The following is a 15114-nucleotide window of genomic DNA, read 5'->3' as shown; positions in this document are numbered from 1 at the left end:
ATTTCATCGGCGGGGAGCACGTCATGGGAGCTGTCGCGCATGAAGACTGGCCGATCGAGATGTGGCGCCCGGGGGTTGAGACCCGCATGCTCATCTCCGCGCTCAATGGCGCTTCCGGATTGTGCCTGTTCGAACAATGGATCGCGCCCGGCGCCGGCGCGCCCACCCATAGCCATCCCGTCGAAGAGGTGCTGACGGTGGTGGCGGGGCAGGCGGAAATGTGGATCGACGACGAACGTTTCATCCTCACCAGCAATCAATCGCTGATCGTGCCGAAATTGCGTCGGCACGGGTTTGCAAATGTCGGCGGCGAAACGCTCCACATTCGCGCTGTGCTCGCATCCGCAGCCTTCGAGGCAAGCTTTGACGATGCAGCGGAAGCGACCAGGCGCTGGGCAGCCGCGCCGGTGCAGGGATAGGTCGGCACCTCCCATAAGCCACCACCCGAACTTCGGGCAAAGCCGTCGTGTCCGGCAGCGACCGGCTATCGAGGCTCGTGGCCTTCTTTCCCGAAAAGCTCGCACGCGTGTTTCTCACGCCGAGGGACGCACGGCGCCGAGGATGAAAATATACGCGCGAAACAACTAATATAAATCTCGAATTATATTGCCAGTATTTCGAGTATTTATTCGGTATTGCTTTACGAGTTTATATAAATACAGTCCGCATAGAAGTGTCGATATTTCCGTGGCAAAGTATTCTTGAAAATTGTTTGAAGGGGAGTGATCGCATGGCGAGGATCGTAGGTTCCTATGGGAACGACGTTTTGAAGGGTACCGCGGAAAGCGACCGCATCTGGGGGCTTTTCGGCGCCGACACGATCGACGGCGGCGCTGGCGATGATTTCGTCAGCGGCGGCGGCGGGCGCGATACCCTGATAAGCTCGAGCGGCTACGATCGGCTCGACGGCGGTGCCGACGACGACCAGATCGTGCTGAACGGGACCGGCGGTGCGGTCACCGGAGGGGCCGGCTATGATGGTCTCGTGGTCGATTTCTCACAAACCTCCGAGCGCATGGTGTTCAACGGCGGGTCCGGCCACGGTTATGTCGGAGATCCTGCGCTCGCCGGGCGCCACGTCTTCTTCCACGATATCGAGTGGTTGCGGGTGCTTGCCGGCAGCGGCGACGACCGGATCGCCGGCACCGCCTCAGGCGACAACATCTCGACGGGCGCCGGCAACGATGTCGTCTACGCCGGTGGCGGAAACGATCTCATAACCAACAGCGGCGGTCACGATCGTCTCAATGGCGGCGCCGGCAACGACCGCTTCGTTCTCATCGGTACCGGCAGCACCGTCTCCGGCGGCAGCGGCACCGATACGCTGGCTATCGATCTCGTCGCCGCCAAAGCCCCCGTCGTCTTCAACCTGCAAAACGGCCACGGCATCATCGGTCATCAGACATCGGGCGAGCGCCATATCTTCGTCACCTATGACGGCATCGAAAAGATCGAAGTGACGACGGGAAGCGGCAACGACCGGATCCTGGGGAGTACGCTTTCCGATGTCATCCAGACCGGCGGCGGCAACGACTTCGTCGACGCGGGTGTCGGCGACGATACGATCATCGACGGGCTCGGCGCCAATCGCCTGTTTGGCGGTGACGGCCGCGATCAGATCACCTCGACGCTGTATTCGGCAGAAATCGACGGTGGGGCGGGCCAGGACTGGTTATGGATCAAGGAAACGCAGCGCACGAGCGACCTGACGGTCGACTTCTCCGCCGGAGGGGCCTCGACCGGCACCGTCATTAGCGGCATCGAGGAGGCGAGCCTCATGCTCGGCAGCGGCAACGATCGGGTGATCGCCGGCGATCTGACCTATCTCGTGGTCGAGGCCGGCGCTGGAAACGATCACCTCGAGGGCGGCGCCGGAGGGGATGCGCTCTATGGCGAAGACGGCAATGATTACATTCACGGGGGTGCCGGAAACGACTCGATCGTCACGGGCGCCGGTGACGATGTGGCCTATGGCGGCGACGGAATGGACACGCTAGCCAATACCGGCGGCAGCGACGTGCTCGATGGCGGCGCCGGAGACGACTGGCTGCAGGACACCTTCCCCGGCGGTGGCAGCCTCGGTGTTGCGTCGATCCTGCGCGGCGGCGCGGGCAACGACACGATCAATGCCCGCTACGTCGGCGAGGTCGATGGCGGTGAAGGCCGGGACCTCCTGAACCTCAACTATGGCGGCCTGCCGGAGGCGATGGACTTCGACGCGGCACGGGGTGTCACCCATACCGGCCTGACGTTCACCGGTATCGAATATTTCAACGTTTCGAGCGGGGGCTACGACGACGTACTGCGCGGCGGCGACGACAACGACACTTTTTACGCCTCGAGCGGCAACGATATCCTCGAGGGGCGCGGCGGGGATGACAAGCTGACGGGCGCGTCGGAAAACGACCAGCTCTTCGGCGGCGACGGGGCGGATTTCCTCGATGGAGGGTCCGAGAACGACCTATTGAGCGGCGGTAACGGCAGTGATGTGCTGACGGGTGGCCGCGGCGCGGACACCTTTTACTGGTCGTCGGAAACCTCCGGCGAGGTGGGCCTCGATCGCATTCTCGATTTCGATGGCCGGCAGGGTGACCGCATCGCCTTTTCCCACGAGGCCCAGGACACAACGGGTATTCACAGCTATGCGGATTTCCTTGCCGCAGCGCGCGACACGGCCGATGGCGTGTTCGTCTCCTTCAATGGCTCGGAAACCGAAGGCATTCTGATCGAGGATAGCTCGCTCTCGGTTCTCTCCGAAAGCGATCTCGTCTTCGGCTGAGGCCTCGTTCGTCAGGCCTCCGGAGCTGCGCCTTCGTCTTGGCGCGCGGCATTGATCGTCTCCGTGGTCAGGTGCCCATCGATGAGATGAAGGCGCCGGTCCATGCGCGCGGCCATATCCAGGTCATGAGTGACCGCGACCACGGTCTTGCCCTCTTCGCGCACCAGCGTTTCCAGGATCCTGAAGACCTGCTCGGAGCTCGTGCTGTCGAGACTGCCGGTCGGTTCGTCGGCGAGGATCAGCGGCGGGTCGTTGGCGAGTGCACGGGCGACCGCCACGCGCTGGCGCTGGCCGCCCGAGAGCTGATCGGGCCGCTTGTCGAGGTGATCGGCAAGCCCGAGTGCCGCAAGCAGCTCGCTTGCCTTCCCACGCATCTCGCTCCGGCCGAGGCGGCCGAGCTTGCGCATGGGAATTTCGACGTTCTCGCGGGCGGTAAATTCGGGCAACAGGAAGTGGAACTGGAAGACGAATCCGATATTGGCGAGCCGCGTGGCTGCCCGTTCGTTCTCGTCCATTCGCTCCGTGTCGCGACCGCGGATCATAAGCGTGCCACCCGTCGGCCGGTCGAGCAGGCCGAGCAGATAGAGGAGCGACGACTTGCCGGAACCGGAGGGGCCGGTGACAGCGACGAATTCCCGCTCGCCGATGGTGAGCGATATGTCCTTCACCAGCGTGACAGGTACGGTCTCCCTGAGGATCCGCGTCAAATCCTTGGTTTCGATCAGCGTGCTCATGTCGCGCCCCGGATGATATCGACGGGATTTGCCCGGGCCGCGCGCCGCGCCGGCAGGTAGCCGGCAACCGCTGCCGATCCGAGCGCGAAAGCGGCGGCGATCAGATAGTGCAACATGCTCCAGGCGATCGGTAGCCGGGTCATCTCCTGGCCGGTGGCGGCGAGCTCGAAGCGGACGAGCGAAAGGCCATAGATCATTGCCAAGCCGAACGCCCAGCCGACAAGCGTGCCGACTGTCGCGATCGCCACGCCTTCGAGCACGAAGAGGATGCGCATGTCGGTCTCGGTGAAGCCGAGCGATTTCATGATGGCGATGTCGCGCGCCTTCTCGTGCGTGATCGTCGAGATGATGTTGAAGATACCGAAGCCGGCGACCAGCATGATCGCAGCGACGACCGTGTACATGATGACGTTGCGCACGACGAGCGCCTCGAGGATCGACTCGTTGGCCTCCTGCCAGGCGATCGCCTTGTAGCCGAGTTCCGCCTCGATACGCCGGGCGACGGTCGGGGCGGCGTTCGGATCGTCGAGCTTGATGTTGATCACGTTGATCGCGTTGGGCCGGGCTGAGAGGATTTGGGCGTTTTTCTGCAGCACATAGGCCTCGCCCTCGTCGCGCGCCGTCGTGCCGGTGTGGAAGAGGCCGACGATCTTGAAGCGGCGGCTGAGCCCTTCCGAAGAGACGGCGGTGATCGTGTCGCCGATCTTGGCACCGAGCCGGGAGGCCATGGTATCGCCGATCACCACATTGTTGCCGCCGGCGGCAAGGGCGGCGAAGCTGCCCGCCCTGAAATCTCCGATGATCGGCGAGACCCGCGGCTCCGCCTGCGGATCGATGCCGATGACGGCGGCGCCGACCTCCTGACCGGAATAGCGAAGGACGCCCTGCGCCCTGAGGGTGGCGGCAAAGCGGCCGGGGATCCAGCCGTCGAGCCAGGAGAGCGCTGCCGTTGGGTTGATGATGCCGCGGCGGTCGTCGCGTGGCCTGAGGCCGGAAATGGCCGCGGCACTAAACAGGTCTTCCGCCGGCTGGCGGCGCGCCGTGCGTTGCTCGTCGGTCACCTGCACATGGGGCATCGTGTCGACGAGCTGGCGAACGAAGTCGTCCTGGCCGCCCTGCATCAGCGCTGCCATGGCGATGGAGAAGCCGACGCCGACCGCCACGCCCAGCATCGCGACGATCGTCTGTCGGCCTCGGCCGGTGATGTGCGTCAGTGCGATGTCGAGGATGAGGCGCATGGCGGGCTCATTTCTCCGGCGAAGGGGTGGCCTTCACCCGCGTGCCATCGGCAAGACCGGTCGGGAAGGGCGAGACGACGCGCGCGTCGTCTTTGAGGCCGGAGAGGACTTCGACGCCGTCGGCGCCGCGGATGCCCGTTTTCAGTTCTCGGATCCGTGCGCGATTGCCGTCGATCACGGCGGCCTTCGCTCCTTCCAGCGCCACGGTCGGGATGATCAAGGCGCCATTGGCGACCCGCACGATGATGTTGACGTCGGTCGACATGCCGATCCGAAGCGGCGTGTCGTCGGGCAGCCGAAAGCGCACGCGATAGGTCTTCGTTACCGGATCACCCTTGGGCGTGATGCTGTCGACCGTCGCTTCCAGCTTGCGGTCGGGGAAGGCATCCGATCGGAGCAGCGCCTTCTGGCCGACTTCGACGCGCGGGATATCCTCTTCGTTGACGTCGGCGGTGACGATCAGCGGTTTCGGCTCTCCGACCCAGAAGAGCACCGTGCCGAGATCCGCGACCTCGCCGATCTCGCCGTCCTGCCTGAGTACCTGGCCGGCGCTCGGTGCGCGCAGCACATAGGTCGCGAGCCGCGCCTGGCGGCCGGCGACGAGCGCTTCGAGCTGGCCGAGTTCGCTGCGCGCCCGGTCGACTTCCTGTTCGCTGATCGTGCTGCGTTCGGCGAGCGCCAGCTTGCGCCGATATTCCTCCTGCGCCAGCGTCAGCCGCGCCTGTAGTTCGCCAAGCGCCGCCCGTGCCTCGGTGTCGTCGAGGCGGGCGAGCACGTCACCCTTGGCGACACGCTGTCCCTCGCAATTGCACTGCTCGACGATGCGCTCGGCGACCGTCGGGGTGACTTTCGCCCAGGTGCGCGGCTCCACCACGCCATCCGCATAGATGATCTCCGCCGCATCGCCGCGTTTCGGCGAAATGACGGAGACGGGAACCGGGCGAAGAAAATACCAGGCGCTTGCCGCACCGACGGCAACGACAACGGCCGCTCCGATTGCATAACGAGTGAGCCGCACGAGACGCTCCTTGAACGCTTCCAATCCGTTCTGTATAAATAGACCGACGGTCGGTTTGTTTCAAGGCTGCCGATTTCCTCGACCTTCAGGAGCGTCGTGGACCGCGCCGCAAACCCGTGCTAAGCCGCCGTCCTGGGAGCGCTCATGGTCAGAACGAAGAAATCGCCGGAAGTCCGATCGAACGAGTTGATCGATTGCGCCGAGCGCTTGTTCTTTCTGCACGGCTACGAGAATACGACGGTCAACGACGTCATCCGCGAGGCCAATCTATCCAAGGGCGCCTTCTACCACTATTTCGTCTCGAAGGAGGCCTTGCTGGAGGCGGTCGCGACCCGCCTGGCTGAGCGGAACCTGAAGGAATTGCAGCCGCTTTTCGAAGATCCGTCGCTCGATGCAGTCGGCCAGCTGAATGCGCTTTTCGCCGGCTCGCGGCGGCTGAAGCTCGACATGGCGCCGCAGCTGAAGAACAGCTTCAACGCCCTCTTCAAGCCCGAAAATGTCGCGCTCTATCATCGTATCGACGAGGCGCTGATGGCCGTCAGCCTGCCGCTGGTCGCCGAAATGCTGCGGCGTGGGCACGCGGACGGAACGCTCGATGCGCCCGATCCGGAAGCTTCCGCCCTGATGTTGCTGCAACTGCGGCTGAGTGTCGCCAAAGTGATGCACAAGGCCTTGCAGCGACAGGAGGCCGGCGACCTCGACGGCGCGGCTGCGATGCTCGACGGCTGGATGCGAACCTACGGCACCGCCATCGAGCGCTTTCTGAAGCTCCCGGATGGAACGATCGAAGTGACCGAACCGGGTTTCTCCCGCGCTTTCCTTGAAGCATAGCCGACGGTTCGGTTGCCGGCTCGCGCGTCATTGCCTGCCGCGGCGGCAGGGATCAAAGCGCTCCGTCGATCGCGCCGCTGTTGCGCTCGCCTGTGTTCGTCGGAGACGGAAAGAGCTGGGAGCCAAAGGCGCCCTGGCTGCTGATCTCGGGGAAGCTGACGTCTGCGATTTCGAAATCGGGCATGAGCGCAAGCATCGGCAAGATCCGTTCGAAAACCGCGCCGCCCAGCGGTGCTGCATTCCAGCCGGAGGTGCGGAAGCCATAGGTCTCCTTCAGACCCTTGGGCTCGTCGAGCAAAGTGAGAAGCAGATAGCGCGGATTGTCGACGGGAACGACGCCCATGAAGGATGTGATGTTCAGCTCCTTCGAGTAGCGCCCGCTGACCACCTTTTCGGCGGTGCCGGTCTTGCCGCCTATGAAATAGCCTTTGACCTCCGCCTTCTTTGCCGAGCCGGTCTTGGCGTTGAGCCGCAGCAGATAGCGCAGCGCCTCGCCGGTCTCCGGCTTGATCAGATTGCGCGCGATGATGCGTTCGTCGAGCGCCGCACCCTTGATCAGAGTTGGCCTTATAAGGCGCCCACCGTTGACGAGCGCCGCCACCGCGATGCTCGCCTGCAGCGGCGTCACGGCGATGCCGTGGCCGTAGGAGGCGGTCGCCGTTTCGATCTCGCCCCAGCGTCGCGGCAATTGTGGATGGGCGCTTTCGGGCAGTTCCGTCGTCAGCCGCGACATCTGCCCGAAGCGCGTCAGGAATGCCTGCAGGTTCTCCGGGCCGACGGATATCGCCATTTTCGCCATCGAGATGTTTGACGAATAGATGAAGGCCTCCGGCACCGTCAGCGGTCGATGCTGGCCGCGGTAGTCGTTGATGCGGAAGCGGCCGAAGGCGAGCGGCTTGCTGGCGTCGATGACGGAGCGGAGCGTGAACTGGCCGGAATCGAGCGCCATGGCCGTCGTCAGTGCCTTGAAGGTCGAGCCCATCTCGAAGGTGGCGGCGGCGATGCGGTTGATACGGTCGGGCTTCAGCGCGTCCACGGGCAGGTTCGGGTCGAAATCCGGGTAAGAAACGAGCGCCAGGATCTCGCCATTGGTGACGTCGAGCACCAGGCCGGCCCCGGCCTTGGCGCTGAACTTGGCGATCGCCTTGCGCAACTCGACCTCGAGCGCATGCTGGATGCGGATATCGAGCGTCGTGCTCACCGGCTCGAGGTTGCGATGGGAGAGATCCATGCCGCTCTGGCGAAGCACCTCCAGCCCCTGGCCCTCGATCCAGCGCTCGATGCCGGCGATGCCAATATTGTCGATATCGACCGCGCCGAGCACGTGGGCGGCAAGCGTGCCGTTGGGATAGAAGCGCTGTTTCTCGCGCTGGAAGCCGATCGCTGGAAGGCCGGCGTTCCAGACGGCCTGCTCTTCGGCCGGCGTCACTTGCCGCTTGATCCAGGCAAACGCCGCACCGCTCTTCAGCCGACGATAGAGGTCGCGCCCGTCGAGATCAGGGAAGATCGCTGTCAGTTTCTCGACTGCTTCGTCCACATCGACGATCAGTCGAGGCTCGGCGTAAAGCCCGGAACTCGGCACGTCGATCGCCAGCAGATTGCCGTTGCGGTCAAGGATCGAGGGACGGCCGAGCGACGGCGGCGGCGGTATGTAGCCGGTGCGCTCGTAGTCGGCGGCGCCGAGCTGGACGAGACGCGCGAGCATGAGGCCGAAGACGAGCGCGAAGGCGCCGATGACGAGGAGAAGGCGGCCGCGGGGATCCGGCCGGAGCTGAGCCTTGCGTGCCATCTCAATAAAGTCCGTTGCTGTTGGTAAGAAGCTTCGCCCGCTGTTCGGGCGTAAGGTCCGCATCGGCCGTGGCCGATGTGCTCGCCGTCTCGAAGCCGTCGATGACCGGGCAGCCGCCGGCGCAAGGGGCAGTGCCCGGCTTGAAGGATTCGAGAATGGCACCCGGCGTGCCCGCCGGGACCGGCTGGCCGCTCTTCCGGTCGATCGCCTCGACCATCATGCCTGTTGGCGCGTGGAAATCGGCCGCGGCCCGCCCCGCAAGAGCCACCTTCATGAAATCGATGAAAATGGGTGCGGCGAGGCCGCCGCCGGTTTCGCCGTAGCCCATGGGCTTCGGCGTGTCGTAGCCGAGGAAGACACCGGTGACGATATCGGGCGTGTAGCCGACGAACCAGACGTCCTTCTCGTCATTGGTGGTGCCGGTCTTGCCGGCGATCGGCACGCCGAGCGAGCCGACATTTCGAGCGGTGCCACGTTCGACAACGCCGCGCAGCATCGAAGTGACCTGATAGGCTGTCATCGGATCGAGCACGTAGTCGCGGTCGTCCACGGGCATGGGCTCTTCCTGGCCGGTCCAGTCGGAGGCGTTGCAAGCGTCGCACTTGCGCTGGTCGTGGCGAAAGATCGTGCGGCCGTAACGATCCTGGACGCGATCGACCATCGAAGGCGTGACGGCCCTGCCGCCATTGGCGATGACCGCATAGGCCGAGACCAGCCTGAGCAGCGTCGTTTCGCCGGCGCCGAGCGACATCGGCAGGTAAGGCTTCAGCTCGTCATAGATGCCGAAACGCTTGCCGTAGTCGGCGACCAGATCCATGCCGAGATGGCGGGCAAGGCGCACGGTCATCAGGTTGCGGCTGTTTTCGAGCCCGACGCGCAGCGTCGATGGACCGCTGAAGCGACCGTCGTAGTTCTTCGGTTTCCACATTCGCCCGGCGCCGTCGGCAAGGGCGATCGGCGCATCCATCACCAGCGTCGTCGGCGCATAGCCGTTGTCGAGGGCGGCGGCATAGACGAAGGGCTTGAACGACGAGCCCGGCTGGCGATAGGCCTGGGTTGCGCGGTTGAATTCCGACTGGGCATAGGAAAAACCACCGGCGACCGCCAGCACCCGGCCGGTGTTCGGATCCATGGAAACGAGCGCGCCCTGCACGAGCGGCGGCTGCCGGAGCAAGTAGCCGTCGCCCGCCTTTTCCACATAGACGACGTCGCCGGGCGCCAGAGCCCCGTCGGGTCCCGCGGCGCAGCCCCGCTTTGCCTTGGCCGAGCGGCAGAGCGCCCAGGCCATGCCCGCCCGGCCAAGGCGGATCGTCTCGTTGGTGCCAAGAGCACCGCTTCGTTCCGCGACCGTCGGCCTTAGCCCGATCTCTGCTCCATCCTTGTCGGTCGCCAGCACCACGCCGAGCCGCCATTCCGGCACGTCGGCGAGCGGCTGGAGCCTGGCAAGCGCCGGCGCCCAGTTTCCAGTCGAAGGGAGCCTGGCGACGGGGCCGCGGTAGCCCTTTGCCTGGTCATAGGCGACGAGGCCTTTGCGCAACGCCGTCATGGCGGCGACCTGCAATCGCGGATCGAGCGTCGTGCGCACGGAGAAGCCGGCCGTATAAAGGGCAGCATCGCCGTATCGGGCGTTGAGCTGGCGGCGGACGTCCTCGGTGAAATAGTCGGAACTGGCGACCGCGGGCGATTGTTGGCGTTGCCTGACGCCGAGCGAGGAAGCGGATGCCTTTGCGGCGGCGGCGGTGTCGATGACGCCGTTCTGCCGCATCTGGTCGATCACCCAGTTGCGGCGGCCGGTTGCCCGCTCCGCCTGGCGGTCCGGGTCGTAATTGTTGGGCGCCTTCGGCAGGGCTGCGAGGAAGGCTGCCTCCGCGACCGAGAGCTCGCTGACCGGCTTGTCGAAATAGGTGAGCGCTGCCTGCGCCACGCCATAGGCACCGCGCCCGAGATAGATGTCGTTGAGATAGAGTTCGAGGATGCGGTCCTTGGAATAGGTCTGGTCGATCCGCAGCGAAAGGATCGCCTCGCGCAGCTTGCGCTCCACAGTCCGGTCCGACGTCAGCAGGAAATTCTTGGCGATCTGCTGCGTGATCGTCGAGCCGCCGATCATGCGGCGACCGGAGCCGTAGTTGGCGAGATTGGCAAAGAGCGCCGTGCCGATGCTCGCAACGTCGATGCCGGGATGGGTGTAGAAGTTCTTGTCCTCGGCGGAGAGGAACGCCTGGCGCACGCGTGCGGGGATGGTGGCGATGGGCAGGAACAGCCGGCGTTCCCGCGCGAGCTCCGCGACCATCGTGCCGTCGGCGGCATAGAGGCGGCTGGTCACCGCCGGCTCCCAGTTGGCGAGCGTGCGGTGATCGGGCAGGTGTCGCGTCAGGGCTGCGACGAGCGAGGCGGCGGCCAGCGCGACGACGACAGTAAGATTGAGGCATGTGCCGAGCAGATTTACGAGGAGCTTCATAACGGGCAGAGCGGACCTTCATGGCAGCAGGCAGCGTCGCCGACACAGGTGTTCGTGTGGCGGGCAGCGCATGCGGAGCGGAGTATTGGGATGCGCCTACGTCCGCGGACGTTGGCTCGGTGACGGTGCCTGCGGCCGCTAGGGCCAGATGAAACGGCGCATGGATCAGGTCTCCGAAAGCGGTGCGGCTGACCGCGCCTTTCCTGAGTTGGCGACTTCCGGGCAACGGCACGCACCGCCGATAAAGTTCACCGTAGAGGGATTGTGCTTACGCAACAAACCACGTTTATTTGCGAGACCCATTAGGTGAGTTAGGGCATTCATGGTCAGGCCATATCTTCCGCTCAATGCGCTGCGCGCTTTCGAAGCCTCAGCGCGGCATCTGAGCTTTACGCGCGCGGCAATCGAGCTCTGCGTTACGCAAGCCGCGGTCAGCCATCAGGTCAAGCTTCTCGAAAACCGCCTGAACGTGACCCTGTTCAAGCGGCTGCCGCGCGGACTGATGATCACGGCGGAGGGCGAGGCGTTGCTGCCGGTTCTGCGCGATAGCTTCGACCGGATGGCGGACATGCTCGACCGCTTCGAGGCGGGGCATATTCGCGAAGTGCTGATGATCGGCGCCGTCGGCACGTTTGCGGTCGGTTGGCTGCTGCCGCGGCTCGCGGATTTCCAGGCGAAATATCCCTTTGTCGACGTTCGCCTCTCCACCAACAACAACCGCGTCGACATGGCGGCCGAGGGGCTGGATTTCGCTATCCGCTTCGGCGGCGGCTCCTGGCACAATATCGAGGCGACGCGGCTCTTCGAGGCGCCGCTATCCGTGCTTTGCATCCCCGAGATCGCCGAGCGGCTGAAGACGCCGGCCGATCTGCTCGACGAAACGCTGCTCCGGTCCTATCGGGCCGACGAGTGGGTGACCTGGTTCGATGCAGCCGGCATCGCCTATCCGGCGCCCCTGCTCAAGGGCATCGTCTTCGATAGTTCGCTGGCGATGATGGAGGCAGCGGCCCAGGGGATCGGCGTGGCGCTGGCGCCACCACTGATGTTCTCGCGGCTGCTGTCGAACGGCACGATGCGCCAGCCCTTCGACGTTCACACCTCGATGGGAAGCTACTGGCTGACGCGGCTGAAATCGCGTCCCGTCACGCCGGCGATGACCGCCTTCCACGATTGGCTCGCTGCGGCGGCCGAGCAGGAGGCAGCGGCCTTGCCGGCCACGCCCGACGTTATCGCAGGCTGAACGTCCGCCACAGGGCCGTGCAGCGCAAGCTGCGCCTCAACCGGGTCCCGCGGCGGCGCGTCTTGATGACCAAATAATTCTAATGCCTGCCACCAATTCTAATGATGGCCACGACCCACGGCTTTTATCCGTTCACTCGGACGATTTTGCCGTCGAGCACTCGTACACCGTGCGCCCGCTTTGGGCATCGACGCCGGCGAGGCTCACCTCATAGCCCCAGAGATGGCGGATATGGCGCATCGTCGCGTCGCGGCTGCCCTCGTCGAGCAGGATACCGTGCTTGACATTGTGCTGCAGCCGCAATTGCCGGTCACCGAGCAGATCGACGTCCATCACCTGGATGTCCGGCTGGTTGGCAGCAACGTCGTAGCTGTTGGCGAGCGCCGAACGGACCGCGGAATAGCCGCGCTCGTTGTGGATCGAGGCAACCTCGACGAAACGATCCGACGAGCGATCGGAGAGCTGGAACAGCCGGAACTTGCGCATCACCGCCGGGCTCAGATACTGCAGGATGAAGGACTCGTCGCGATGGTTCGCCCAGGCGTCACGCAGCGTTTCCATCCAGTCGCCGTTGCCGGCGAAAGACGGGAACCAGTCGCGGTCTTCCTCCGTCGGTTCGGTGGCAATCCGCTGGATATCCTGCATCATCGCAAAGCCGAGCGCGTAGGGGTTGATGCCCGGGTAGCGCCGGTCGTTGAAATCCGGCTGGAATACGACGTTGGAATGGCTCTGCAACAGTTCCAGCATGTGACCTTCGCCAATCCTGCCCTGGTCGTAGAGGCGGTTGATGATGGTGTAATGCACGAAGGTGGCGCAGCCCTCGTTCATGACCTTCGTCTGGCGCTGCGGTGAAAAATATTGCGCGATGACACGCACGATCCTGAGCAGCTCGCGCTGCCAGGGCTCCAGGATCAGGCTGTGTTTTTCGAGGAAATAGAGCAGGTTTTCCTCCGGCAGGTTGAGCACCTTCTTGCGCTCCGAAGCGTCGCGCTCGGCCTCGGCCGGATCACGGCTCTCGGCGACCTGCGGCAGGGTCCGCCAGAGGTCGCTATAGGTCTGCTCCTCATATTCCAGCCGCTCGCGCGCCCTTTCGCGCACCTTTTCAGAGGAGAGGCGTGGCGGGCGGCGGTAGCGGAAGACGCCCTGGTCCATCAGCGCATGGGCGGAGTCGAGAATGGCTTCGACGGCGGCAGTGCCGTGCCGCTCCTCGCATTTGGTCACGTATTTCTTGGCGAAATCCATATAGCTCAGGATCGCGCCGGCATCGGTCCACTGGCGAAAGAGATAGTTGTTCTTGAAGAAGTGGTTATGGCCGAAAGCGGCATGCGCGGTCACCAGCGCCTGCATCGCCATGGTGTTTTCTTCCATGAGATAGGTGATGCAGGGATTGGAATTGATCACCAGCTCATAGGCAAGACCGCGGTGGCCCTTACGGTAGTGATGCTCCTCATAGGCAAAGCGCTTGCCGAAGGACCAGTGCTGGTACATGAGCGGCATGCCGACCGAGGAATAGGCGTCGAGCATCTGTTCGGAAGTGATGATCTCCAGCTGGTTCGGGTAGACGCTGAGGCCCATTTCTTCGAGCGCGACTTGCTCGATCGCGTCGTAAGCACGCGACAGCGTCGCAAAATTCCAATCGGACCCCTGGAACAGGAGACCTGAGGTCGTGCGTCGTGCCATCCGGTCTCCCCCTCACTTCCGGGTGCGTGCGGCCGGCTGCCGGGCAAAAAGCCTGCGGAAGACCGGGTAGATGTCGGCGGGCTTGGCGATCCGGGTCATCTGGAAATTCGACTTCTCGCCGTCCACCGTGCGATAGGCGCGCCAGAGCGCGGTGCCGTTGTCCGTCGAGCCGAAGATTTCCGTCTCGCGCTCGTCGATGATCTCGACATAGGCATAGTACTGGCAGAGCTTCGTGAGTTTTTCCCGCAGCAGTGCCGCACAATGTTCGCTGTCGCCGATGATGTTGTCGCCGTCGGAGGCCTGGGCCGCATAGATGTTCCAGATCTGCGAGGGGTAGCGGTCCTCGACGATCCTGATCATCTCTTCGAGCGCGGTCGATACGATCGTGCCGCCGCTCTGGGTGCTGTAGAAGAAGGTCTCCTCGTCGACTTCGCGCGCCTCGTCCGTATGGCGGATGAAGACGATGTCGATGCGTTCGTAGCGCCGTTTCAAAAACAGGTGCAGAAGCACGAAGAAGCGTTTGGCGAGGTCCTTCTCGCGCTCGCCCATGGAGGCCGAGACGTCCATCAGGCAGAACATGACGGCGTTGGCGTTCGGCAGCGGCTGCTGCTCGAAGCGGTTGAAGCGGATGTCGACCGGATCGACGTAAGGGATGCGCCGCCGCTTCTTCTCGATCCTTTCCAGCTCGACCCGCAGTTCCTTGAGCCTCTGTCGGCTCTTCGCCGTCGGCTCCGGCTCCACTTCCAGTTGCGCGATCTCGTCGGTGACCGCGGTCAGTTCCTTCTCCTTCGGCCGGTGCAGCGCCAGGCGCCGGCCAAAACTGTTGCGCATCGTGCGCCCGACATTGATGTTCGTCGGCGTTCCCGCCGTGGCGAAGCCGGCGCGGCGGGGCTTGAAGGTGACCGTTTCCTTGAGGCTGAGCTTGACCATGTCGGGGAGCTCCAGATCCTCGAAAAACAGGTCCAGTACTTCCTCGCGCGACAGGATGAATTGGAAATCATCGTCGCTTTCGCCGGTTCCGGGCTTGCCCTTGCCGCCGCCACCGCCGCCCGCTTCCGGTTTCGGCAGGCGGTCGCCTGCCGAAAACTCCTTGTTGCCGGGAAGCACGTAGTTGCGTTCGCCGGAGCCGCGGGACGGCTGGAACGTGGGCTCGCTGGCACCATCAGTCGGCATCGGCACGCCATGCGCGGCGTCGACGTCGATGATCCTGTCCGACTTGACCTGATCCTTGATGACCCGCTTGAGCTCTTCGCGGGCCCGCTTCAGAAAGCGTTGTCGATTGCCGAGGCTCTTATCCTTCGGATTGAGCCGCCGGTCGATGAAATTCGGCATATACCAATCCCCTGC

The 15114-nt window shown here is 64.1% G+C and carries 11 protein-coding genes; 4 read left to right on the top strand and 7 right to left on the bottom strand.

The annotated features are described in order from the left end of the window. Positions 1-23 precede the first annotated feature (23 nt). The gene (locus tag ASE71_RS01270; protein WP_034798394.1) at positions 24-419 is read left to right on the top strand and encodes a cupin domain-containing protein; all 396 of its coding nucleotides are present in this window, start codon (positions 24-26) and stop codon (positions 417-419) included. Between the two features lie 311 nt (positions 420-730). Next, positions 731-2779, top strand: coding sequence for a calcium-binding protein (locus tag ASE71_RS01265; protein WP_060521875.1), 2049 nt, complete (start codon positions 731-733; stop codon positions 2777-2779). Positions 2780-2790: 11 nt separating this feature from the next. Here the strand turns inward: ASE71_RS01265 and ASE71_RS01260 are convergent, their stop codons facing one another. From ASE71_RS01260 to ASE71_RS01250, 3 genes are read right to left on the bottom strand one after another with little or no spacing between them, the layout of a single operon-like run. Beyond that, positions 2791-3513, bottom strand: coding sequence for an ABC transporter ATP-binding protein (locus ASE71_RS01260; RefSeq protein ID WP_060521876.1), 723 nt, complete (start codon positions 3511-3513; stop codon positions 2791-2793). Beyond that, positions 3510-4751, bottom strand: coding sequence for an ABC transporter permease (locus ASE71_RS01255; RefSeq protein WP_034798398.1), 1242 nt, complete (start codon positions 4749-4751; stop codon positions 3510-3512). Before ASE71_RS01255 ends, ASE71_RS01260 begins: the two co-directional genes overlap by 4 nt. Before the next feature lie 7 nt (positions 4752-4758). Then, a complete protein-coding gene (locus tag ASE71_RS01250) occupies positions 4759-5769 on the bottom strand; it encodes an efflux RND transporter periplasmic adaptor subunit (RefSeq protein WP_034798492.1) in 1011 nt (336 codons plus the stop codon). Between the two features lie 144 nt (positions 5770-5913). On the opposite strand from ASE71_RS01250, the gene ASE71_RS01245 reads away from it, so the two are divergent. Continuing rightward, entirely contained in the window at positions 5914-6600 is a 687-nt protein-coding gene (locus ASE71_RS01245; RefSeq protein WP_034798399.1) for a TetR/AcrR family transcriptional regulator, read from the top strand. 52 nt (positions 6601-6652) lie between these two features. On the opposite strand, the gene ASE71_RS01240 is transcribed toward ASE71_RS01245, so the two are convergent. Both ASE71_RS01240 and ASE71_RS01235 read right to left on the bottom strand, forming a co-directional pair. Beyond that, positions 6653-8389, bottom strand: a complete 1737-nt coding sequence (locus ASE71_RS01240) for a peptidoglycan D,D-transpeptidase FtsI family protein (protein ID WP_051659434.1) — start codon at positions 8387-8389, stop codon at positions 6653-6655. 1 nt (position 8390) lies between these two features. Beyond that, a complete protein-coding gene (locus tag ASE71_RS01235) occupies positions 8391-10847 on the bottom strand; it encodes a penicillin-binding protein 1A (protein WP_060521877.1) in 2457 nt (818 codons plus the stop codon). A 322-nt stretch (positions 10848-11169) separates the two neighbouring features. Here ASE71_RS01235 and ASE71_RS01230 point away from each other — a divergent pair, with 322 nt between their 5' ends. Beyond that, positions 11170-12087, top strand: coding sequence for a LysR family transcriptional regulator (locus ASE71_RS01230; RefSeq protein WP_051659435.1), 918 nt, complete (start codon positions 11170-11172; stop codon positions 12085-12087). A 132-nt stretch (positions 12088-12219) separates the two neighbouring features. Here the strand turns inward: ASE71_RS01230 and ASE71_RS01225 are convergent, their stop codons facing one another. Both ASE71_RS01225 and ASE71_RS01220 read right to left on the bottom strand, forming a co-directional pair. Continuing rightward, positions 12220-13767 (bottom strand): SpoVR family protein, encoded by a 1548-nt coding sequence (locus ASE71_RS01225; protein WP_034798401.1) that lies wholly within the window; start codon positions 13765-13767, stop codon positions 12220-12222. Between the two features lie 12 nt (positions 13768-13779). Further along, a complete protein-coding gene (locus ASE71_RS01220) occupies positions 13780-15099 on the bottom strand; it encodes a YeaH/YhbH family protein (protein ID WP_060521878.1) in 1320 nt (439 codons plus the stop codon). Between the last annotated feature and the right edge of the window lie 15 nt (positions 15100-15114).

It is taken from the genome of Ensifer sp. Root954, from assembly GCF_001429005.1.
Classification (GTDB): domain Bacteria; phylum Pseudomonadota; class Alphaproteobacteria; order Rhizobiales; family Rhizobiaceae; genus Ensifer; species Ensifer adhaerens.
Note: the sequence above shows the minus strand (reverse complement) of the source record. Positions and strands in the feature narration are given on the sequence as shown.

Bases quoted from the DNA above. Each gene is read 5' to 3' on its own strand.
- ASE71_RS01270 (WP_034798394.1), top strand. From the start codon at position 24: ATGGGAGCTGTCGCGCATGAAGACTGGCCGATCGAGATGTGGCGCCCG.
- ASE71_RS01265 (WP_060521875.1), top strand. From the start codon at position 731: ATGGCGAGGATCGTAGGTTCCTATGGGAACGACGTTTTGAAGGGTACC.
- ASE71_RS01260 (WP_060521876.1), bottom strand. From the start codon at position 3,513: ATGAGCACGCTGATCGAAACCAAGGATTTGACGCGGATCCTCAGGGAG.
- ASE71_RS01255 (WP_034798398.1), bottom strand. From the start codon at position 4,751: ATGCGCCTCATCCTCGACATCGCACTGACGCACATCACCGGCCGAGGC.
- ASE71_RS01245 (WP_034798399.1), top strand. From the start codon at position 5,914: ATGGTCAGAACGAAGAAATCGCCGGAAGTCCGATCGAACGAGTTGATC.
- ASE71_RS01240 (WP_051659434.1), bottom strand. From the start codon at position 8,389: ATGGCACGCAAGGCTCAGCTCCGGCCGGATCCCCGCGGCCGCCTTCTC.
- ASE71_RS01235 (WP_060521877.1), bottom strand. From the start codon at position 10,847: ATGAAGCTCCTCGTAAATCTGCTCGGCACATGCCTCAATCTTACTGTC.
- ASE71_RS01230 (WP_051659435.1), top strand. From the start codon at position 11,170: ATGGTCAGGCCATATCTTCCGCTCAATGCGCTGCGCGCTTTCGAAGCC.
- ASE71_RS01225 (WP_034798401.1), bottom strand. From the start codon at position 13,767: ATGGCACGACGCACGACCTCAGGTCTCCTGTTCCAGGGGTCCGATTGG.
- ASE71_RS01220 (WP_060521878.1), bottom strand. From the start codon at position 15,099: ATGCCGAATTTCATCGACCGGCGGCTCAATCCGAAGGATAAGAGCCTC.